At 58.7% G+C, this 19,800-nt stretch carries 22 protein-coding genes; 10 read left to right on the forward strand and 12 right to left on the reverse strand.

The window, feature by feature from the left end:
- Positions 1-6 precede the first annotated feature (6 nt).
- Genes ACP0GE_RS14885 through ACP0GE_RS14895 form a run of 3 tightly spaced genes read right to left on the reverse strand, consistent with a single transcriptional unit; the run spans position 7 to position 2,936 of the window.
- A complete protein-coding gene (locus ACP0GE_RS14885) occupies positions 7-1,359 on the reverse strand; it encodes a TRAP transporter large permease (RefSeq protein ID WP_424832697.1) in 1,353 nt (450 codons plus the stop codon).
- Entirely contained in the window at positions 1,356-1,862 is a 507-nt protein-coding gene (locus ACP0GE_RS14890) for a TRAP transporter small permease (protein ID WP_424832698.1), read from the reverse strand. The genes ACP0GE_RS14885 and ACP0GE_RS14890 overlap by 4 nt, the downstream gene beginning before the upstream one ends.
- Positions 1,863-1,916: 54 nt before the next feature.
- The gene (locus ACP0GE_RS14895; protein ID WP_424832699.1) at positions 1,917-2,936 is read right to left on the reverse strand and encodes a TRAP transporter substrate-binding protein; all 1,020 of its coding nucleotides are present in this window, start codon (positions 2,934-2,936) and stop codon (positions 1,917-1,919) included.
- 190 nt (positions 2,937-3,126) lie between these two features.
- Between ACP0GE_RS14895 and paaG the strand changes: the two genes are divergently transcribed.
- From paaG to ACP0GE_RS14920, 5 genes are all read left to right on the forward strand, one after another.
- Complete coding sequence (gene paaG / locus ACP0GE_RS14900) at positions 3,127-3,912, forward strand: 2-(1,2-epoxy-1,2-dihydrophenyl)acetyl-CoA isomerase PaaG (protein WP_424832700.1); 786 nt, start codon at positions 3,127-3,129, stop codon at positions 3,910-3,912.
- Position 3,913: 1 nt separating this feature from the next.
- Positions 3,914-4,342, forward strand: a complete 429-nt coding sequence (paaI, locus tag ACP0GE_RS14905; protein ID WP_424832701.1) for a hydroxyphenylacetyl-CoA thioesterase PaaI — start codon at positions 3,914-3,916, stop codon at positions 4,340-4,342.
- A gap of 16 nt (positions 4,343-4,358) precedes the next feature.
- A complete protein-coding gene (gene paaK / locus ACP0GE_RS14910) occupies positions 4,359-5,666 on the forward strand; it encodes a phenylacetate--CoA ligase PaaK (protein ID WP_424832702.1) in 1,308 nt (435 codons plus the stop codon).
- Between the two features lie 21 nt (positions 5,667-5,687).
- Complete coding sequence (locus ACP0GE_RS14915; RefSeq protein ID WP_424832703.1) at positions 5,688-6,284, forward strand: TetR/AcrR family transcriptional regulator; 597 nt, start codon at positions 5,688-5,690, stop codon at positions 6,282-6,284.
- An 82-nt stretch (positions 6,285-6,366) separates the two neighbouring features.
- Positions 6,367-6,582, forward strand: coding sequence for a hypothetical protein (locus ACP0GE_RS14920; protein WP_424832704.1), 216 nt, complete (start codon positions 6,367-6,369; stop codon positions 6,580-6,582).
- Positions 6,583-6,586: 4 nt separating this feature from the next.
- On the opposite strand, the gene ACP0GE_RS14925 is transcribed toward ACP0GE_RS14920, so the two are convergent.
- From ACP0GE_RS14925 to pcaF, 8 genes are read right to left on the reverse strand one after another with little or no spacing between them, the layout of a single operon-like run.
- Complete coding sequence (locus ACP0GE_RS14925) at positions 6,587-7,345, reverse strand: Phenylacetic acid catabolic protein (protein WP_424832705.1); 759 nt, start codon at positions 7,343-7,345, stop codon at positions 6,587-6,589.
- A gap of 13 nt (positions 7,346-7,358) precedes the next feature.
- Complete coding sequence (locus ACP0GE_RS14930; RefSeq protein ID WP_424832706.1) at positions 7,359-8,432, reverse strand: 2Fe-2S iron-sulfur cluster-binding protein; 1,074 nt, start codon at positions 8,430-8,432, stop codon at positions 7,359-7,361.
- Positions 8,433-8,446: 14 nt separating this feature from the next.
- Positions 8,447-8,905, reverse strand: coding sequence for a 1,2-phenylacetyl-CoA epoxidase subunit PaaD (gene paaD / locus ACP0GE_RS14935; RefSeq protein ID WP_424832707.1), 459 nt, complete (start codon positions 8,903-8,905; stop codon positions 8,447-8,449).
- Between the two features lie 6 nt (positions 8,906-8,911).
- On the reverse strand, positions 8,912-9,670 hold the full coding sequence (gene paaC / locus ACP0GE_RS14940; protein ID WP_424832708.1) for a 1,2-phenylacetyl-CoA epoxidase subunit PaaC: 759 nt from the start codon (positions 9,668-9,670) through the stop codon (positions 8,912-8,914).
- Positions 9,670-9,954, reverse strand: coding sequence for a 1,2-phenylacetyl-CoA epoxidase subunit PaaB (gene paaB / locus ACP0GE_RS14945; protein ID WP_424832709.1), 285 nt, complete (start codon positions 9,952-9,954; stop codon positions 9,670-9,672). The genes paaC and paaB overlap by 1 nt, the downstream gene beginning before the upstream one ends.
- A 16-nt stretch (positions 9,955-9,970) precedes the next feature.
- On the reverse strand, positions 9,971-10,189 hold the full coding sequence (locus ACP0GE_RS14950; RefSeq protein WP_424832710.1) for a hypothetical protein: 219 nt from the start codon (positions 10,187-10,189) through the stop codon (positions 9,971-9,973).
- Between the two features lie 8 nt (positions 10,190-10,197).
- Positions 10,198-11,190, reverse strand: a complete 993-nt coding sequence (gene paaA, locus ACP0GE_RS14955; RefSeq protein WP_424832711.1) for a 1,2-phenylacetyl-CoA epoxidase subunit PaaA — start codon at positions 11,188-11,190, stop codon at positions 10,198-10,200.
- A gap of 15 nt (positions 11,191-11,205) precedes the next feature.
- Positions 11,206-12,408: a 3-oxoadipyl-CoA thiolase gene (gene pcaF / locus ACP0GE_RS14960; RefSeq protein WP_424832712.1), complete on the reverse strand. Its 1,203-nt coding sequence runs from the start codon at positions 12,406-12,408 to the stop codon at positions 11,206-11,208.
- A gap of 324 nt (positions 12,409-12,732) precedes the next feature.
- Between pcaF and ACP0GE_RS14965 the strand changes: the two genes are divergently transcribed.
- Positions 12,733-14,820 (forward strand): 3-hydroxyacyl-CoA dehydrogenase NAD-binding domain-containing protein, encoded by a 2,088-nt coding sequence (locus ACP0GE_RS14965; RefSeq protein ID WP_424832713.1) that lies wholly within the window; start codon positions 12,733-12,735, stop codon positions 14,818-14,820.
- Between the two features lie 6 nt (positions 14,821-14,826).
- Here ACP0GE_RS14965 and rpe read toward each other — a convergent pair whose 3' ends face one another.
- A complete protein-coding gene (gene rpe / locus ACP0GE_RS14970) occupies positions 14,827-15,513 on the reverse strand; it encodes a ribulose-phosphate 3-epimerase (protein ID WP_424832714.1) in 687 nt (228 codons plus the stop codon).
- A 168-nt stretch (positions 15,514-15,681) separates the two neighbouring features.
- Between rpe and phnC the strand changes: the two genes are divergently transcribed.
- The 4 genes from phnC (at position 15,682) to phnE (ACP0GE_RS14990) (ending at position 19,783) form a co-directional block, all read left to right on the forward strand.
- Entirely contained in the window at positions 15,682-16,503 is an 822-nt protein-coding gene (gene phnC, locus ACP0GE_RS14975) for a phosphonate ABC transporter ATP-binding protein (RefSeq protein ID WP_424832715.1), read from the forward strand.
- A gap of 65 nt (positions 16,504-16,568) precedes the next feature.
- The gene (phnD, locus tag ACP0GE_RS14980; protein ID WP_424832716.1) at positions 16,569-17,471 is read left to right on the forward strand and encodes a phosphonate ABC transporter substrate-binding protein; all 903 of its coding nucleotides are present in this window, start codon (positions 16,569-16,571) and stop codon (positions 17,469-17,471) included.
- Positions 17,472-17,537: 66 nt separating this feature from the next.
- Positions 17,538-18,419, forward strand: coding sequence for a phosphonate ABC transporter, permease protein PhnE (phnE, locus tag ACP0GE_RS14985; protein WP_424832717.1), 882 nt, complete (start codon positions 17,538-17,540; stop codon positions 18,417-18,419).
- On the forward strand, positions 18,416-19,783 hold the full coding sequence (gene phnE / locus ACP0GE_RS14990) for a phosphonate ABC transporter, permease protein PhnE (RefSeq protein WP_424832718.1): 1,368 nt from the start codon (positions 18,416-18,418) through the stop codon (positions 19,781-19,783). The genes phnE (ACP0GE_RS14985) and phnE (ACP0GE_RS14990) overlap by 4 nt, the downstream gene beginning before the upstream one ends.
- The last annotated feature ends 17 nt before the right edge of the window (positions 19,784-19,800 follow it).

Consider the following 19,800-nt stretch of genomic DNA (forward strand, 5'->3'; position numbering starts at 1 on the left):
CGGGGCTCAGTGCCCCAACGCGCCCATTTGCTGCGGCAGGTACAGAACCACGATGGGTACCAGCACGATCAGCGCGAGGCGGAAGATATCGGCGACCCAAAACGGGGTGACGCCTCGGAATATGGTGCCGGTCGAAACGTCTCCGACCACGCCTTTCAGGATGAAGACATTCAGGCCCACCGGCGGGGTGATCAGAGAAATCTCGGTGACAACGACGACGACGATGCCGAACCAGATCGGGTCGTATCCCAGCGATGTGACCAGCGGGAAAAAGATCGGCACAGTTAGCAGCAGCATCGACAGGGATTCGAAAACGCATCCCAGAATGATGTAGATGCCAAGGATCATAAGGATGACCACAAAAGGCGACACGTCATAGGCCGTAACCAAGGCAATCAGTGCCTCGGGCAATCCGGCCAGATTGATGAAGTTCGAAAAGATCTGCGCGCCGATCAGCACCGCAAACAGGGCCGACGCGGTAAAGCAGGTTTCTTTCAATACTTCGAAGGTGGAGCCAACTGTCAGACCGCCCCGGAACAGGGCGATCAGGAAGGCCCCGGCAGCGCCCATACCGGCGGCTTCTGTGGGTGAGAACGTCAGGTTCAGGGGCTCAAAGTCGAACGCACCGTAGAGCCCGCCGATCACCAGAAAGAACAGCAACAACACTGCCCAGACGGACCCGAGTGCCCGCAGGCGTTCGGACCAGTTGGCACGTTCACCCGCAGGCCCGGCCGCTGGGTTGCGCCAGACGGTCCAGCGCACTGCGAAGAGGTAGAACAGGATGCCCAGCAGGCCGGGGATGATACCCGCCATAAACAGCTTACCGATCGAGGTTTCAGTCAGCAGGCCATAGATGACCAATATAACCGACGGTGGGATCAGGATACCCAACGTGCCACCGGCGGCGATGGAGGCCGTCGATAGCTCATCCGAGTAGCCGTAGCGCCGCATTTGCGGCATGGCGACTTTGGACATGGTGGCAGCGGTGGCCAGCGACGACCCGCAGATGGCCGAAAACCCGCCGCAGGCGGCAACTGTCGCCATGGCGATGCCGCCGCGCATATGGCCCAGAAAGGCATTGGACACGGCATAAAGCTCGCGCGCCATGCCGCCCTTGTTGACGAACAGACCCATCAGGATGAACAGCGGCACAACGGACAGCCCGTAATCCTGAGCGGTGTCGGTGATCTGCCGCCCGACCATGGACATGGCAGCCTTCAGGCCGCGTTCGTCAAAAACAGAGCCTCCGCGTTCATAAGCGAAGCCCAGCGTTCCTACGAGGCCCATGGCAAAAACGATGGGCAGGCGCATCAGGACAAGGATCAGGACAATCGCGAAACCGATCAGTGCGGCGGTCATCGGGCGGCCTCCGACAGGGTGTGCGGCGCGAAGAACCGCAGCAGGCCGGTCACGATCATCACCACTGCGGTCACAGCCACGGACAGGGTGATGAACCAGCCGATCAGATAGGTCGGGATCGAGAGGTATTCGGTCACGTCCCCATAATCTCGCGCACGCTCGGCCAAGACCCAAACCCGTTGAACCGGCCAGTAGAGCATCACCCCGCTGATGACATAAATGATCAGATCACGCACGCGGGACAGATGCAGACGGCTGAAGATGCCATCCGTCAGGTCAACCGCGATATGCCCGTTCGTGGTCGAAACAATGGGCAGCACAGAAAACACCAAGATGGCCATCAGAATGCGGGTCAATTCGGTGGCGGCTTCGATCGGGGCATTGAACATCGACCGCAAAATGACGTCACAAAAGGTCATCACCATCAGGGCAAACAACGCGACGCTGGCTACAATAACCGGAAGCACACTGGCGCGGCGTATCAGCTGGATCAGGGGGGACATTGGCACCTCGGGCATTCGTCCGGGGCGGGTTCGGGACCCGCCCCGGAACTTGGATCAGTTGGAGGACAGTTCCGAATTGATCATGTCATAGGCCGCCTGCGCATCGACGCCGGTCGCGCCGACTTCGGTGATCACTTTGCCACGGATGTCCTCTGCAATGGCCGAGAACTTTTCCATATCGGCGTCGCTGGCAGTATTGATCGCGTTGCCTTCGGTTGCTTCGGTCGTCTCGCGCCCGATGGTGTCGATCTCATCCCAGATCTTGCCAATCTCGCGGCTGAGCGGTTCGCCAAAGACGTTCTCTTCAAGTGCTGTCTGCAGGTCAGCGGGCAGATCGGCGAAAGCGTCTTCGTTCATGATAAATGCGAACGAACCGCGATACAGACCGCCGGGCATTTCGTAGACGTTTTGCGCCACTTCGGTCAGTTTGAACCCTTTACGACCCTCGAATGGCATGACCACGCCGTCTGCGGCTTTGGACGCCAGTGTTTCATAAACCTTAGGGGCCGGAACCTGAATGCCGGTTGCACCCAATGCCGCGCCCACATCTCCGCCAACGCCGCCGGGGATGCGCACCTTGAGGCCAGACACCTCGTCCAGCGAGGTAACCGGGCTGCTGGAGTGTAACTGCGCGGGTCCATGCGTATGCACGGCAATCACCTTCACGCCGCGATGCTCGTCTGCGGCCTTGAGGTGTTTGTCGTAGACCCGCCAATAGGCGACCGAGGCTTGTTCGGCACTGCCTTCATATCCCGGCAGTTCGATCAGCTTGGTGGTGACGAACCGACCCGGCTGATAGCCGTGAAAAATGATTGATGCGTCGGCTGCACCGTCCATGATCAGGTCCATCTGCGCCGGGGGCGGGGCGATGCCCAGCTTCAACTCGGCTGTCACTTTCCCATCGGTGGCCTCTTCGACCATTTCGACGAATTTGGGCCACATCTTGGCGTTGATACCATGGGTCGGCGGGGCCCAGCTGGAAATTGTCAGGGTGTAGTCGGCAGCAAATGCGATTGTGCCTGATACCGCCAGAGTTGCTGAGGCCAGCAGGGTGGTGAGCTTGGTGAATTTCATGACCGGGTCTCCTCCTCAAAAGCGCAAGTCGTGAACATGTTAAAAGTGTGATTTGTAACTATCAACGATGCCAAAGGGCGCCCATTTCGGCGGCTCAGGGGACATCGAGTCACAAGCTTCTCAGAATTTATTGACCAACCGTTCGGTTTATGCAAGAAGTTTGTTGAAACTAATGCAAAGAGAATTGGGTATGTCTGATACGATTCTTTCGCAGGATCACGGCAAATGGGTTGAAATCACACTGAACCGCCCGGATCGTCTGAACAGCTTTACGGATGAGATGCATCTTGCCCTACGGGCTGCGATTGAAGGTGCTCGCGACCAAGGTGCTCGGGCGATTCTGTTGACCGGGGCGGGGCGCGGGTTCTGTGCCGGTCAGGATTTGGGTGACCGTAACCCGGCCACGATGGATGGTCCACCCGATTTGGGGCAGACCGTCCGCACCTTTTATGCGCCGTTGGTTCGCCTGATCCGATCTTTGAACTTTCCGGTTGTCTGCGCTGTCAACGGTGTTGCGGCGGGGGCAGGGGCAAATATTGCGCTGGCATGTGACGTTGTTCTGGCCGCCGAGTCCGCCAAGTTTATTCAGTCCTTTGCCAAGGTCGGGTTAATCCCCGACACAGGCGGCAGTTGGCACTTGCCGCGCCTGCTGGGCGAAGCGCGGGCCAAGGGGCTGGCGCTGACCGGGCAACCAGTGACGGCCGTCCAGGCCGAGGACTGGGGGCTGATCTGGAAAGCCTACCCAGATGCTGTTCTGATGGATCAGGCCCGGGCTTTGACCGAACAATTCGCCAATGGCCCGACATTGGGTCTGGGCCTGACCAAGCAGACCATTCAGGCGGCGGCGACCAATTCCCTCACCGACCACCTGGAGCTTGAGGCAGATGCCATGAAAACCTGCGGCGAAAGTGCCGATTATGCCGAAGGCGTGACGGCCTTTCTGGAAAAGCGCGCACCTGTGTTTCGGGGAGAATAATATGACACCGAAAGAACGCGCAGATCGCGCAGGGGCTGTCATGTGGGGGCGGGACAATGCCTCGAAATGGGCGGGGATGGAGTTGGTTGATATCAACGAAGGTACCGCGACATTGACGCTGAACGTTCAGGATCATCACTGCAATGGGCATGGGATTTGCCACGGCGGTGTGACCTTCATGCTGGCGGACAGTGCATTTGCCTTTGCCTGCAACAGCCGCAATCAGTCCACCGTCGCCCAGCATAATGTGGTCAGCTACCTGGCACCGGCTCGTGCAGGCGACCGGCTGACGGCGCAGGCAACTGAACTGAGCCTGACCGGTCGCAGCGGCATCTATGACGTCACCGTCACCAATCAGGACCATCGGAAGATCGCCGAGTTCCGTGGCTTTTCCCGCGCAATCGGCGGCGCAGTCTTTGACGAAACCTGAAAAAAGAGGGGATGACATGAAGGATCTTACTCCGAACAAGGCCGACCTTGATCCGATTGAGATCGCCTCGATCGATGAAATCCGGGCGCTGCAACTGGATCGGCTGAAATGGTCACTGCGCCACGCCTATGACAACGTCCCCATGTATCGGCAACGGTTCGATGAGGCTGGTGTCCACCCCGATGATCTGCAAACGCTGTCCGATCTTGGCCGGTTTCCGTTCACGTACAAAAACGACCTGCGCGACAACTACCCGTTTGGTCTGTTTGCAGTCCCCCGCGAGCAGATCATACGTCTTCACGCGTCCTCGGGGACGACTGGCAAGCCGACCGTGGTGGGATATACGCAAGGCGACATCGACAACTGGGCCGATCTGGTCGCCCGGTCCTTGCGCGCCAGCGGGTTGCGGCGCGGGGATATCGTGCACAATGCCTATGGCTATGGGTTGTTCACAGGCGGGCTGGGTGCGCATTACGGGATTGAACGCCTGGGTGCGACCGTTGTCCCGATGAGCGGCGGCCAGACCGCCAAGCAGGTCGATCTGATCACCGATTTCAAGCCCGACGGGATCATGGTGACCCCATCCTACATGCTCAATATTCTTGAGCAGTTTCATAAGCTTGGCCTTGATCCGCGCGCATGTTCCTTGAAAGTTGGCGTCTTTGGTGCCGAACCTTGGACAGATTCCATGCGGGCCGAGGTTGAGCAAGCTTTCGATATGCACGCGGTCGATATCTACGGCCTGTCCGAGATCATGGGCCCCGGCGTAGCCAATGAATGCGTGGAAACCAAAGATGGCCCGGTTATCTGGGAGGATCACTTCTACCCTGAGATCATCGACCCCAAAACCGGCGAAGTGCTGCCGGATGGCGAGATGGGTGAGTTGGTTTTCACCACTCTGACCAAGGAAGGCCTGCCGATGGTCCGCTATCGAACCCGCGATCTGACGCGGTTGTTGCCGGGCACGGCGCGGTCAATGCGGCGGATGGAAAAGATCACCGGGCGCTCGGACGATATGATCATTCTGCGCGGCGTAAATGTGTTCCCAAGCCAGATCGAAGAACAGGTATTGGCCACGGGCGGCCTTGCGCCCTATTACCAGATCGAGCTGTACCGCGCGGGTCGCATGGACGCCATGCGCATCCATGTCGAGGCTCTGCCGGATGCTGCGGACGAACTGAGCAAAACTGCTGCCGCCCGCATGCTGACGCGCCGGATCAAAGATGTGGTTGGCATTTCGACCGAGATCAATATAGGCGACCCGGGCGAGGTTGAACGCAGTCAGGGCAAGGCCCGGCGCGTAGTTGATAACCGGAATGATTAAGGCAGAGGTGGAGGTCGAGATTTGGCCCGTACGATAGCAAAAGACCACGATCACAAGCGCGCCCGTATTTTGAAGTCGGCCGCCCGCGTCTTTGCGCGCGAAGGGTTCGACCGGGCCTCGATGGCGCAACTGGCGGCCGAGTGCGGGATATCGAAGGCCAATATCTACCACTACTACGACAGCAAGGATGCGATCCTGTTCGATATGCTGGAAACCTATCTGCGCCAGCTGCGTGATGGGATTTGCGGCTTGCAGATGGATGGTCTCAGTGCCCCGGACCGCCTGCGTCTGGTGGTTCAGGAGATCTTGCTGGCCTATCAGGGCGTGGATGATGAACACCGGGTGCAATCCACCGGAATCTCGGCCCTGCCAGCGGAACAGCAACAATTGCTGCGCGGGTATCAGCGCGATCTGGTGGTCTTCCTCAGCGATATTCTTGCCGACATCTCGCCTGACGTGCTGCGGGACAACAAGGAAAAGCTGCGTGCGACAACCATGTCCGTCTTTGGCATGCTGAACTGGTTCTACATGTGGAATTCAGGCGCAGACGCAGAGGCCCGCAAGGACTATGCCGCGCTGGTCAGCGACCTGACGCTTGATGGCTTGAAAGGCATTTAAAGTCAGTACCGGAAATCTCTTTGCACGGTTGTGATTTGGTTTTTCCCGCTGTTCGGGGTTCAATGTGGTAGGAGGGCCCGCAATGACGCAACCTGAACAGTTCGACAAATTCTATTTTGCCAAAGTGGGCTTGGGAGAAGCCTGTGGTTGTGCCGAAAAGGTCATCGACGTTTATGAGTTCAACCGCCAAAGCGGCGCACATGCGCAACGTGGCGTTCTGCCGGTAAGGCGTAAACGCAGCACGCTCAGGTCCTTTGCGTTGAAATATGGTTTGATCAGCCGCAACCGCTTTCGCTGATATTTCAGGGGTGCGTCAGGCCCAGATGCGCTACCACGCGGGTTGCTTCGGCGATCCATCGGGCTTGCAACTCTGGCCCGCTGAGACGTCGCAGACCTTGCTTTCGCAGGTGGTCCATCTTTTCCTCGCTGGCTGTGCCGAAGCTGGCCGCAACGCGCGGCCACCAATAGTCCACCGAGGCTTGCATCAGCGCGCCCTCGCCCTGTTCAGCCAGCTTCTCAGCCCCCTCCAAAGCCAATCTGCCGTGATTTGCTTCGATCGGGGCAATCGTCCGAAAGGCGTCGGCCAGCGGTTGGTACGAGACCGTTGAAAACTCGGCCAGTTGTTCGGCGACGGCGCGGCTCATCAGCAGGTTCATGATGACGGCGTCGGTCCAGCCCGAGATTGGATAGTTGAACACAGCAAGGCGCATGTCATGTTCACTGCGGGTCGCGCCGATATCGGCGTCGCGACTTAGGCGCGCAGTCCATGGGTGATGGGTGGCGTATCTTTGGGTGTCCACCCCGAACTCGCCCATGATTTTCAGAACCCGGTCTGCGTTGTCGGTTTTCTCGAGTACAATGCGGGCCGCGGCGATGCGCTCTTTGATGCCGGGACCCTGATTGATGATGTCGGCAAATCCGGCGGCTCCGGCCAGTTCGCTGTCCACGAATGTGGCCATCAGCTTCATCAACTCGGCCCGATATCGCGGCGGCACGTTGATGGGATTGGTCAGCACACCGCCTGCGGCCAGATAGCTGTCGAGTGTCATGTCTTCGGCCATTGATCCTCTCCCTCTATTGGTCGTAGTCCACAACCACGCGGTCGGTCACCGGGTAGGCCTGACAGCTTAGAACATAGCCCTTTTCGACCTCATAATCCTCCAACGCATGGTTGGCGACCATCTCGACCTCGCCTTCAAGCACCCGGCACCGGCAAGTCGAACAGACCCCGGCTTTGCAGGCAAAGGGCGCGTCCATCGCATTTTCCAAGGCGGCCTCCAGAATGGATTGGTCCTTGGGCAGGGTGATGGTCTGAGTGGACCCGTCCAACGTGATCGAGGCACTTGTCTGGTTCGCCTGTGTCGCCGCATCGGTAGCACCCGATCTACGTTTGGCACGCCCGGGTTGGGCGCTGGCAAACAGTTCGAACTTGATCTGACCGTCGTCCAGCCCATGCCCCCGCAGGGCGGATGCGATGCCCAGCATCATCGGTTCGGGTCCGCAAATAAATGCAGTGTCGACATTGTCCACGTCGATCCAGTGCTCAAAAAGCTGTGCGCATTTGTCCTGAGTCACCAGCCCTGTGAACAGATCAATGTCCTGCGCGTCGGATTCCAGAATATGGATCACGTTCAGACGGTCCATATACAAGTTCTTGAGATCCTCCAGCTCTTCTCGGAACATGATCGTGTTGATGCCTTTGTTGGCATAAACCAGCGTGAAGCGGGACTTGGGTTCGCGTGCCAGTGTCGTGCGCAGGATCGACAGAACCGGTGTAATGCCTGACCCGCCCGCAAAGCCCAGATATTGGCGTTCGGCTGATGGGTCTATCGGCGTGTGAAAGCTGCCCATCGGGGGCATCGCCTGCATCACATCCCCAACCTTGAGGTCTGCATTGGCCCAACTGGAAAACGCACCACCGTCAACGCGTTTGATCCCCACCTGCAAGATGCCATCATCCTTTCCTGCGCAGATCGAATAGGACCGACGCAGTTCTTCGCCATCAAAGTCGCGGCGAAACGTCAGATATTGACCAGCGGCAAAGTCGAAGTGCTCCGCCGCGCCGTTCACAGGTTCTAGCGTCACAACCACGGCATCCCGGATGGTTTTGTGAATGTCGGTGACTTTCAGGTCATGGAAGCGTGCCATCCGGTGGTCCTCCGTCAGATGCACTTGAAATAGTCAAAGGGTTCCAGGCAATCGGTGCAGCGCCAGTGAGCCTTGCACGGGGTCGAGCCGAACTGGCTGACTTTTTCGACTGCCTTGCTGCCGCAACGGAGACAGCGTTCCGGGCCACCTGCAGGCTGCGGCGGAGCGATGCCGAATTCCTCAAGCCGGGCGCGGCCCTTATCGCTGAGCCAATCGGTGGTCCATGCGGGGGCGATACTGGTCTCGATCCGCAGATCGTTGATCCCGTGATCCCGCAGCGCGGTCTCGATATCCATACTGATGACAGACGTTGCCGGGCAGCCGGAATAGGTCGGCGTGACGGTGACTTTCAGCGTGTCGTTTTCCCAAGCCACGTCGCGCACGATGCCCAGATCGACGACCGAGATCACGGGGATCTCGGGATCGGGAACGGCGTCCAGCCAATCCCATACCTGATCGGTCGAGGCGCGCATCAGCCCTTACCACTTTGCGCCGGGATAGGCGCGTTGCAGCCACTGCATTTGTGTCAGCAAGTGGCCCAGATGTTCAGTGTGCATACGACCATCGCGGCCACCTTTATGGGCAAAGCGGCTTTCCGGAATGGTCAGGGTGGCCTCTGTCAGCACCCGCTCGACCAGAGCGTCGTATTCCGCGCGCAGGTCAGCCGGGTTTGGGGCGATGCCCGCGGCCACCATTTCGGCGTCGACATCATCACTGACAAACATCTCACCCACATAGGGCCATAGATAATCCAGGGCCGCTTGCATCCGCGCATGGCTTTCCTCGGTCCCATCGCCGAGCCCTACAACCGTGTCACCTGAGCGTTCGAGGTGATAGGTGACCTCTTTGCTGGCCTTTGCGGCGATTGCGGCAACCCGTTCGTCGGATGACTTCATCAGACGCCCCAGCATGATCGAATGCCACGCATCGAACAGAAACTGACGCATCAGGGTGCGCCCGAAATCTTCGTTGGGAACCTCGACCAGCAGTACATTGCGGAAATCCCACGCGTCGCGCAGAAAGGCCAGATCATCGGCGCTTTGTCCGCCGTCGGTCTCACCAGCAAGGCCCAGCCACATCTGGGTCTGGCCGATCAGGTCCAGTGCGGTATTGGCCAGAGCGATATCTTCTTCCAACACTGGCGCAAGACCACACCATTCGCTGACGCGGTGGCCAAGGATCAGGGTGTTGTCCCCCATCCGTAGCAGAAACTGCAGGAAAGCTTCATCCCGGGTCATCACATTGCCCCCACTTCATCGGGGATGTCGAAAAAGGTCGGATGGCGGTACACTTTGCTTTCGCTAGGCTCATAAAGCGGGCCTTTGTCGCCGGGCGACGAGGCGGTGATGTTGTTGGCCTCGACCACCCAAATCGACACGCCTTCGTTGCGGCGGGTATAGACATCGCGGGCATTCTTGACTGCCATTTCGGCGTCCGGTGCGTGCAGTGAGCCGACATGACGGTGGCTCATACCGTGCTGACCACGGATGAAGATTTCCCACAGGGGCCATTCGTTATTCATCAGATGTTCCTCCAGATTAGTAGAACATGAAGGGATCGTGTGCGATTTGGGCAGAATAAGGGTCCAGAAACGGGTCATAGACGCCCCACAATGAGGTCGGATCGATCGGAAAATCTTTGCCGAGCGCGGCAAATGAGGTTGGCCGGTAAGGCATCTCGATCATGGTGGTTGCGAAGCTGGCAAGCAGCAAAGCCATGATCAGAAGCATAAGCGGATTTTTGCTTTTTTCCGTCATCGTTACACCTATTCCGCCGCCAGATTTCTGGCGCGTTTCTTGCGGGCATGGGCCAGCAAACCATCACGAACCCACTTGCCGTCATCCCACGCCTTGTTGCGCGCGGCCAAGCGATCAACGTTACAGGGACCGTTGCCTTTGATCACATCGAAGAACTCGGACCAGTCGGGTTCCGAGAAATCGTAGTGTCCACGCTCCTCGTTCCATGTCAGGTCCGGGTCGGGGATGGTCAGGCCCAGATACTCGGCCTGCGGCACGGTCTGGTCGACGAATTTCTGGCGCAGTTCGTCATTGGTGTTGATCTTGATCTTCCACGCCATCGATTGCGCCGAGTGTACGGATTCCTTGTCTGATGGCCCGAACATCATCAGAGACGGGAACCAGAAACGGTTCAACGCATCCTGTGCCATCTTCCGCTGTTCGGGCGTACCTTCGGCCATCTTTCGAATGGCGTCATACCCCTGCCGCTGGTGAAAGCTTTCTTCCTTGCAGATGCGGATCATCGCGCGCGAATAGGGGCCAAAGGATGTCCGTTGCAGCGGGACCTGGTTCATGATCGCGGCGCCATCGACCAGCCATCCGACCGCGCCGATATCGGCCCAGTTCAGGGTTGGGTAGTTGAAAATCGACGAGTATTTCATGCGCCCGTCCAGCAGCATCTCGGTAAGCTCATCCCGGCTGACGCCCAGCGTTTCGGCCGCGCAATACAGATATAGCCCGTGCCCGGCCTCGTCCTGCACCTTGGCCAGCAGGATTGCCTTGCGCTCCAGCGTGGGCGCGCGGGTGATCCAATTGCCCTCGGGTAGTTGCCCCACGATTTCGGAATGAGCGTGCTGGCCGATCTGACGGATCAGGGTCGCGCGATAGTCATCCGGCATCCAATCCTTGGGCTCGATCTTGATATCGGCGTCGATCTTGTCCTGAAAGGCGCGTTCCTGCTCGGTCATCTCCTCGCGGGATTTAACCCCTGTTCCGGCTGTCTTTATCATCTGAGCATACATGTCGGGTCTCCTCCCTTACACGCGTTCAAGAATTAGGGCTGCCCCTTGGCCAACGCCGACGCACATTGTGCAAAGCGCATAGCGCCCGCCCGTGCGGCGCAACTGATAGGCCGCAGTCATCACCAGGCGCGCGCCGCTCATCCCCAGGGGATGACCGATAGCAATGGCCCCGCCGTTTGGGTTCACATGAGGTGCGTCGTCTGCAACGCCCAGTTCCCGCAGCGTGGCCAGACCTTGCGATGCGAAGGCCTCATTCAATTCTATCACATCCATCTGCTCGATGCTCAGCCCGGCGCGGGCAAGCACTTTGCGAGTGGCTGGAACCGGGCCAATGCCCATGACGCGGGGTTCAACACCTGCGGCAGACATGCCAACTACGCGCGCTATCGGAGTCAGATCATTCTTTGCCGTGGCGGCCTCGTTTGCCATCAAAATCGCCGCCGCGCCATCATTGACGCCGGAGGCATTCCCGGCGGTCACAGTCTTGTCCGGCCCGTTGATGCCCTTCAGGCCTGACAGCTTTTCAGCGGTGGTCCCCGGACGCGGATGCTCATCCGTGTCGACCACCAGCGGATCACCCTTGCGCTGAGGGATTGTGACCGGGGTGATCTCCTCCTGAAACACCCCGGTCTGGTGCGCCGCGGCCCAGCGGGCCTGGCTGCGTTCGGCAAATGCGTCCTGATCGGCGCGGCTGATGCCATAATCTTCCGCAACGTTATCGGCGGTTTCGGGCATCGAGTCGATGCCGAATTCCTGCTGCATTCCGGGGTTCACAAACCGCCAGCCGATTGTGGTGTCATAGACCGCAGCGTTCCGGGCAAAGGCAGATGTCGCTTTGGGCATCACAAAAGGTGCGCGTGACATGCTTTCGACCCCACCCGCGATGGCCATGTCATAGTCACCCGCTTTGATCGCACGGGCCGCCATGCCAACGGCGTCCATACCGCTGGCGCAAAGGCGATTGATCGTTGTGCCGGGTACATCCACCGGAAGTCCGGCCAGCAGAGCGGCCATACGCGCGACGTTGCGGTTGCTTTCACCGGCCTGATTGGCGTCGCCATAAATCACGTCGTCCAGGCTGGCCCAATTCACCTGCGGGTTCCGCGCCACCAGGGCCGCCATCGGGATGGCCGCCAGATCGTCGGTGCGGACTGTACTCAAACTGCCACCATACTTGCCGATGGGCGTTCGCTGAGCGTCGCAGATAAAGGCGTCCATGTACCGAACCCTCCTCCAGGTGGTGAGTGGATTAAGTGACCGTTGGGTCGGTTAATACGCCCGTGGGCGATTCGCGGCAAGAAAAAACGTAACGCAATTTCTCTGCAGTAACAAAATTTGTAACATAAAGGGGTGGGACAAACACAAAACCCCGCAAGCGTGGGCGCCAGAGGAACCCTAGGATCAAGAGTATAAAAATCGAACGGTTGGTCGGGAAATAGGGTTGAATACGGAAATTACCCGGTTCAGTCTTCGGGCGCGTAGCTTATTGCTGCGTCACTTGGCAACGCAGGATTGGCGTTCAGTTAGGAAGGGAAGAGCCGGATGTCCCAGGCTGTTGAATATGAAAAACTCGGTGAGATCGCCATTCTTGCGACAAACAACCCGCCGGTAAACGCATTGGGGATTGATGTGCGTAATGGGCTTTGGGCAGGGATTGAACGCGCCGAATCCGAAGGTGCCCGCGCGGTTCTGATCTATGGCGAGGGCCGGACATTTTTTGCGGGGGCCGATATCCGTGAGTTTGGCAAACCTCCGCAGGATCCCTTGTTGCCGGCCTTGTGCGATCGGATCGAGGCCTCTCCGCTATTGGTGATCGCTGCGTTGCACGGGACAGCGCTGGGTGGCGGCCTCGAGATTGCACTGTCCTGCCATTATCGCATTGCCGTGCCCTCGGCCAAGGTTGGTTTGCCCGAAGTGAACCTGGGTATTCTACCCGGTGCAGGTGGAACCCAGCGTCTGCCGCGCCTCACGGGCGCGCGGGCTGCTCTGGATATGATCACGACCGGCCGACATATCCCCGCGCCCGAGGCGTTGGAACTGGGTGTGCTCGATAGGGTTCTGGATGGTGACCCACGACAGATCGGGCTGGAGTTTGCGACCGAGCTTTTGCAAAGCAACGCGCCGCGCCGTCCTATTTGCGAGTTGCCTGCCCCTGAAGGGATCGATTTTGACGCCGCTTACGACACTGCATTGCGCAAAGGGCGCGGGCAATTGTCTCCGGCTGTCGCTGTGCGCGCCGTCCAAGCCGCTTGTGAGGCCAAGAGCTTCGCGGACGGTTTGGCGCGTGAGCGGCAATTGTTCCACGACCTGTTGGCCTCGGACCAGCGCAAGGGGCTTATCCACGCTTTCTTTGCCGAGCGCGCGGTTTCCAAGCTGCCCGAGCTGAAAGACATTGCGCCGCGCGACCTGCATCAGATCGGCGTTATCGGCGGCGGTACGATGGGGGCCGGGATTGCGACCTCAGTCCTGTTGGCAGGTCTGTCGGTGACCCTGATCGAGATGTCTCAGGACGCAGTTCATGCAGCAAGAGACCGTATTGCAGCGAATCTGAGTGGTGCGGTGAAACGTGGCAAGCTCAGCCAAAAGGAACATGACGAAATCCTGTCCAATCGGCTTGGCCTGGCGACGGAATACAGCGCGCTTGGCACTGCGGATCTGGTGATTGAAGCAGTGTTCGAGGATATGGATGTCAAAAAGCAGGTCTTTTCCCAGTTGGATGACGTCTGCAAAAGCGGTGCGGTTTTGGCGACCAATACGTCTTATCTGGACATCAATGAGATCGCTCAAGCGACCCGCAGACCCGGCGATGTGATCGGGCTGCACTTCTTCTCACCTGCGCATGTCATGAAACTGCTTGAGATTGTTGTGGCAGATCAGACAACGCTGGATGTTGTGGCGACAGGGTTTGCGCTGGGGCGCAGGCTGCGGAAAGTCTCGGTGCGGGCGGGTGTCTGTGATGGTTTCATCGGCAATCGCATCCTCAACACCTATCGGACCTGCGCGGATCATATGGTGCTGGATGGGGCAAGCCCTTATCAGATCGACAACGCCCTAACCGAATTCGGCTTTGCGATGGGCCCGTTTGCCGTGTCGGATTTGGCCGGTCTGGACATTGGCTGGGCCGCGCGCAAGCGCAAACGGGCGGCCGGCTTTGACTCCGGCGTGCGCGATAGTTCTTATGCGGACAAGCTGTGCGAAGCCGGGCATTTCGGCCAAAAAACGGGGAAGGGGTATTACATCTATGAACCGGGCAAGCGGGGAGGTGTGCCAAACCCGGATGTTATGCCATTGATTGAGGCCGACAGAGTGGCGCAAGACCTTACGCCACGGGTCTTTTCGGACAAGGAAATTGTGCGCAGATATATGGTCGCGATGGTCAACGAGGCGGCGAAAGTCGTGGGCGAGGGCATCGCGCATCGCCCATTGGATGTGGATGTCGTCCTGCTTTACGGTTACGGGTTTCCGCGATTTTGGGGTGGGCCGTTGAAATGGGCGGACATTCAGGGATTGCCTCAGATCCTGTCGGATATTCGGAGATGGTCGCAAGAAGACCCTTATTTTTGGAAACCCGCACCTTTGCTGGAGGAACTGGTGGCAAAAGGCGGCTGCTTTGAAGACCTCAACACGTAGCGTAAATCATCTGGCGCTTTCAGCTGCTGCACGGACCGCGCGGATATTTTCGCCGTAAACCTCGGGGTTGCTGACCGAGCCGCCTTTGAAAACCGCTGACCCCGCGACAAGAACATCTGCTCCGGCGGCTGCGACCAAGGGTGCGGTCTTCGGATCGACGCCGCCATCGATCTCAATATGCACCGGGCGATCGCCGATCATCTGGCGCAGGCGGCGGACTTTATCGGTCATGTCAATGAACTTCTGCCCGCCAAAGCCGGGGTTCACAGTCATCACACAGACCAGATCGGCCAGGTCCAGCAAATGCTCGACGGCCTCGGCGGGAGTGCCGGGGTTGAGCGCGACGCCCGCCTTCATTCCGGCCGCGCGAATGGCTTGCAGGGTACGGTGCGTGTGTGGCCCGGCCTCGACATGCGCCGTCAGAAAATCGGCGCCGGCATCCGCGTAGGCCTGAATGTAAGGATCAACCGGGGTGATCATCAGGTGCACATCCATCACTGTCTTTACATGTGGGCGGAACGCTTTGACGGCAGGGGGACCAAAAGTCAGGTTAGGCACGAAATGGCCGTCCATCACATCAACATGAACCCAGTCGGCCCCTTGCGCTTCGATGGCCTGAATCTCTTGTCCGAAATTGGCGAAATCAGCGGACAGGATCGACGGGGCGATCTTGATGGAACGGTCAAAGCTCATGTCTGGCCTCATGTGAAAAACTGTGTTGTCGGCGCGTATATCTGCGAACCGGGATAAAGTGTAGGCCCCTCGGCGCCCCTCGGGGCGTTTACAAAACTTTCACCGAACCGACACATATCCGTTGAACGGAATCTATAGCTGACCGCCAACACGAATTGGGGGTGGCACGTGCTGCGTATCGAAAAACTGACCAAGCGCTTTGGTGATAACGTGGCTGTGGATGCAGCAACTTTGGATGTCGATAAACCTTGTATGATCGGCATCATTGGCCGGTCCGGCGCGGGCAAGTCGACCTTGCTGCGAATGATCAACCGTCTGACCGATTCCAGCAACGGGCAGATTCTGTTCGAAGGCCGCGATGTGACCCAGTTGACAGGGCGTGAAAAACGCGCCTGGCAGGCAGATTGCGCCATGATCTTCCAGCAGTTTAACCTGGTTCCGCGCATGGATGTTGTTTCGAACGTGCTGCATGGCACGTTGAATCGCCATTCAACGCTTGCCACAATGTTCAACCTGTTTCCGATGGCGGACATCCACCGGGCTATCGACATTCTCGACCGTCTGGGCATCGCTGAACATGCACCCAAGCGGGCCGAGGCCCTTTCCGGCGGCCAGCAGCAGCGTGTCGCCATCGCCCGCGCTCTGATGCAGGACCCGAGGATCATTCTGGCGGATGAGCCCATCGCCTCACTGGATCCGATGAACGCTCAGGTCGTTATGCAAGCCCTGCGCCGCATCCATGAAGAGGACGGCCGTACCGTCATTGCCAACCTGCACACGCTGGATACAGCGCGCCGCTACTGTGACCGGGTGGTCGGCATGCGCGATGGTCGCATCGTCTTTGATGGCTTGCCCGAACAGCTGACCACCGGCGTTGCCCGCGAGATTTATGGCGCCGACGACAGCTTTTCGGAAGAAGCGACATCGACCGAGATAGAAACGCTCGATGCTGCCCAGAAGGCTCTGATGGAGGCCGAAGCCACCATCTGAGCCACCCAACCCTTTCATCGTCCGGCTCGATGAGGGGCCGGGGACAACAACCTGGAGAGAGACAGATGAAAAAACTAATGGCTGCCCTTGTTGCGACCACAGCCATGGCCGCGCCCGTAATGGCTCAGGAAATCAGCGAGTTCCGCATCGGCATTCTGGGCGGTGAGAACGCTCAGGACCGTTTGAACAACAACGAATGCCTGCGCGAATACACTGAAGAGACGCTCGGTGTTGAGACCAAGCTGTTCGCACCTGCCGACTATAACGGTGTGATCCAGGGCCTGCTGGGCGGGACCATCGACATGGCATGGCTGGGTGCATCGGGCTACGCCAAAACCTATCTGAGCGATCCCGAAGCAGTCGAGCCGGTTCTGGTCAAGGTGAACCTGGATGGCGGTTACGGTTACTACTCGATCGGTTTTGCGCGCAAGGACAGCGGCATCGCCTCGCTGGAGGACATGAAGGACAAGACCTTTGGTTTTGGCGATCCGAACTCGACCTCGGGCTACCTGATCCCGTCCATCGAAATCCCGCAGGCCACTGGCGCGACCATGGATTCGGGCGACTATTTCGGTGAGGTCAAATTCACCGGCGGTCACGAGCAAACCATTGTGGCGGTCAACAACGGTGACGTTGATGGCGGTGTGACCTGGGCCGACGGTCTGGGTAACTGGGAAGACGGTTTCAACTCGGGTGCGTTGCGCCGTGCGGTTGATGCGGGTCTGGTCGATATGAACGATCTGGTCATGATCTGGCAGTCGCAGCCGATCCCGGAAGGTCCGGTTGTTCTGCGCAAGGCGCTGCCTGCGGACGTCAAGGAAAAGATGACCGCTCTGATGGCGGGTCTGGCGGACAAGGACCGCGAGTGCTTCTACGGTGTTGCTGCAGGTGAGGCCAAAGCGTTCGAGCCGATCACACACGACGCTTACGAAATCATCATCGAAGCCCGCAAGCTGAAGTCCAACTAAGCCTGCCTACCCAATACACGGGGTCCGGTGCCTAGCCGGACCCCGTTTTCCCCTCAGGAGCATTCCATGAAAGACCTGACTGCAGGGTCCCATAGCGTCGACCAGATCCGCAACGAATATACAGCGATGACCCGGCGCAAAAGGGTCTATGGTGGTATCCTCCTGATCCTGTTCGTGGCCTTGATGGCCGCCGGTTTTCGCACTGCCGACAGCCGCAACGCGGGCAGCTTTTTCGATGGCTGGCACCGTATCATCGACTACCCGTCCGAGGTGCTGTCCGAGGCGTGGGAGAAGATCGGCGAGATGCCAGCCAATCTTGTCGAGTTCTTCCCGGCGCTGGTCGAGACGATCAACATCGCGGCAGCCTCGACCCTGATCGGCACCATTGCGGGCACGTTTCTGGCCTTGATGTCAACGCGCGGCATGGCGCTGTGGCCGTCTTTGATACCGCTGTTCCGCCGCATCTCGGACATCTTCCGCGCGATCCCCGAGATCGTGATAGCTCTGGTCCTGATCTTCATTCTGGGCGGTGGCCCGATCCCGGCCATGATCGCCATTGCCATTCACACCGCCGGTGCACTGGGCAAGCTGTTTTCGGAAGTTAACGAAAACGCATCACTGAAGCCGGTGGAGGGGTTGCACTCGGTTGGTGCGAATTGGTCCCAGCGCATGTATCTGGGCGTGATCCCGCAGGTCGGCCCGAACTATGTCAGCTATGCCCTGCTGCGGTTCGAGATCAACATACGCGCCTCGGCCATTCTGGGTTTCGTTGGCGCAGGTGGTCTGGGATACGAGCTGCGCAACGCCATGTCCTGGGGGCAGGGGCGCTACGATGAGGCTGCGGCTATCTTTATCCTTCTCTTTGTCACTATCGTCGTCGTGGACCAGCTGTCCGGCTACCTGCGCGACCGTCTGACCCACGGGTCGGAAAAAGGAGCCACGGCATGAGCACCTTTGCCACCGATCTGTCCGTAGATGAACTGAAGGCCGAAGCGGATCGTCTGTTCAGCCGCAAGAGGATTGTGAATTTCGGCTTGCCAGGATTGGTTCTGGCCTATCTGATTTACGTATTCTTTGCCTTCGACGTGCCCGGCTTGGCCGAACGAGCCAACTGGGAAAACGGCAAGACGCTTGTTTCGGACAGTTACAGCTACAAGACACATGTCGAGCGGGACAATCGCAATGGCGAGGTTTCAGTTGCCATCGAAGGTGAACGCAAAGGGGCTTACCCCGAAGGGACCGCTCCGGAATGGGTCGCATTGGGTGAGACCACGGTGATTGATCTGGAAGACGGTCATGTCGTGCGCTTCGGTCCCGAGACGGTTGAATACGACATTCCCGGCTATGGTCTGGTGCGCGCCACCCCCAGCCGGTCGGCTGGCGTTCAGGCCGAATTACCTGCCGGAGAGGTGCCGGACTGGATCAACCTTTCCAAAAACCGTCTGGCGATTACCACGGAAGCAGGCCGTTTGACTGTCACCCGCAACCGGTCTGAAGTGTTCCGTTATTTCACCGGGTGGGAGCTGTTCTGGTTCACGCTGGACAGCCCCTACTATGGTCAATCCTTCCCCGAGCTGGCCGGTCGGGCGGTATCGGGTGAAGCCGGGGCAATCTTCAATGACTTCTGGACCAACAAGATGTGGCGTCATCAGGACGTGGCCTGGGCGATCTTTGAAACCATCCTGATGGCATTCCTTGGGACACTTGGCGCGGGCATGATTGCGCTTCCCTTGGCGTTCCTGGCAACGCGGAACTTCAACCCGCTACGTTCGGTTCGTTTCGCAACGCGGCGCGTGTTTGATTTCGTCCGTGGTGTGGATGCTTTGATCTGGACAGTCGTTCTGGCCCGGGCCTTCGGGCCGGGTCCCTTGACGGGTGCTTTGGCTATTCTGGTGACAGATACTGGCACGTTCGGGAAAATTTTCTCGGAAGCCCTGGAGAACGTTGATCAAAAGCAAATCGAAGGCGTTCAGTCCACGGGCGCGAACGCACCGCAACGCTATCGCTTTGGGGTGATCCCGCAGATCACGCCTGTATTGCTGAGCCAGCTTCTGTATTTCCTCGAATCCAACACGCGTAGCGCGACCGTCATTGGTGCGATTACGGGGGGTGGTATCGGTCTGTTGCTGACGCAGGCGATCATCACGCAGAAAGACTGGGAAGAGGTGGCGTATTACATCGTCCTGATCATTCTGATGGTGATGCTGATGGATTGGTTCTCGGGCTGGTTACGGAAGCGGTTGATCCAGGGGGAAACCGGGACAAAGCGCAAGCCGCGTGATGCGAAAGCCAAACTCCGGCCGCAGAGCTGAACCAAGGATAGGAAGAC

The sequence above is a fragment of the Ruegeria sp. genome (assembly GCF_965243365.1).
In the GTDB taxonomy this organism is placed as follows: Bacteria; Pseudomonadota; Alphaproteobacteria; order Rhodobacterales; family Rhodobacteraceae; genus Ruegeria.

What these genes read in the sequence shown, in the direction of transcription:
- ACP0GE_RS14885 (WP_424832697.1), bottom strand. Translation starts at nt 1,359, where the DNA reads ATGACCGCCGCACTGATCGGTTTCGCGATTGTCCTGATCCTTGTCCTG.
- ACP0GE_RS14890 (WP_424832698.1), bottom strand. Translation starts at nt 1,862, where the DNA reads ATGTCCCCCCTGATCCAGCTGATACGCCGCGCCAGTGTGCTTCCGGTT.
- ACP0GE_RS14895 (WP_424832699.1), bottom strand. Translation starts at nt 2,936, where the DNA reads ATGAAATTCACCAAGCTCACCACCCTGCTGGCCTCAGCAACTCTGGCG.
- paaG (WP_424832700.1), top strand. Translation starts at nt 3,127, where the DNA reads ATGTCTGATACGATTCTTTCGCAGGATCACGGCAAATGGGTTGAAATC.
- paaI (WP_424832701.1), top strand. Translation starts at nt 3,914, where the DNA reads ATGACACCGAAAGAACGCGCAGATCGCGCAGGGGCTGTCATGTGGGGG.
- paaK (WP_424832702.1), top strand. Translation starts at nt 4,359, where the DNA reads ATGAAGGATCTTACTCCGAACAAGGCCGACCTTGATCCGATTGAGATC.
- ACP0GE_RS14920 (WP_424832704.1), top strand. Translation starts at nt 6,367, where the DNA reads ATGACGCAACCTGAACAGTTCGACAAATTCTATTTTGCCAAAGTGGGC.
- ACP0GE_RS14925 (WP_424832705.1), bottom strand. Translation starts at nt 7,345, where the DNA reads ATGGCCGAAGACATGACACTCGACAGCTATCTGGCCGCAGGCGGTGTG.
- ACP0GE_RS14930 (WP_424832706.1), bottom strand. Translation starts at nt 8,432, where the DNA reads ATGGCACGCTTCCATGACCTGAAAGTCACCGACATTCACAAAACCATC.
- paaD (WP_424832707.1), bottom strand. Translation starts at nt 8,905, where the DNA reads ATGCGCGCCTCGACCGATCAGGTATGGGATTGGCTGGACGCCGTTCCC.
- paaC (WP_424832708.1), bottom strand. Translation starts at nt 9,670, where the DNA reads ATGACCCGGGATGAAGCTTTCCTGCAGTTTCTGCTACGGATGGGGGAC.
- paaB (WP_424832709.1), bottom strand. Translation starts at nt 9,954, where the DNA reads ATGAATAACGAATGGCCCCTGTGGGAAATCTTCATCCGTGGTCAGCAC.
- ACP0GE_RS14950 (WP_424832710.1), bottom strand. Translation starts at nt 10,189, where the DNA reads ATGACGGAAAAAAGCAAAAATCCGCTTATGCTTCTGATCATGGCTTTG.
- paaA (WP_424832711.1), bottom strand. Translation starts at nt 11,190, where the DNA reads ATGTATGCTCAGATGATAAAGACAGCCGGAACAGGGGTTAAATCCCGC.
- pcaF (WP_424832712.1), bottom strand. Translation starts at nt 12,408, where the DNA reads ATGGACGCCTTTATCTGCGACGCTCAGCGAACGCCCATCGGCAAGTAT.
- ACP0GE_RS14965 (WP_424832713.1), top strand. Translation starts at nt 12,733, where the DNA reads ATGTCCCAGGCTGTTGAATATGAAAAACTCGGTGAGATCGCCATTCTT.
- rpe (WP_424832714.1), bottom strand. Translation starts at nt 15,513, where the DNA reads ATGAGCTTTGACCGTTCCATCAAGATCGCCCCGTCGATCCTGTCCGCT.
- phnD (WP_424832716.1), top strand. Translation starts at nt 16,569, where the DNA reads ATGAAAAAACTAATGGCTGCCCTTGTTGCGACCACAGCCATGGCCGCG.
- phnE (WP_424832717.1), top strand. Translation starts at nt 17,538, where the DNA reads ATGAAAGACCTGACTGCAGGGTCCCATAGCGTCGACCAGATCCGCAAC.
- phnE (WP_424832718.1), top strand. Translation starts at nt 18,416, where the DNA reads ATGAGCACCTTTGCCACCGATCTGTCCGTAGATGAACTGAAGGCCGAA.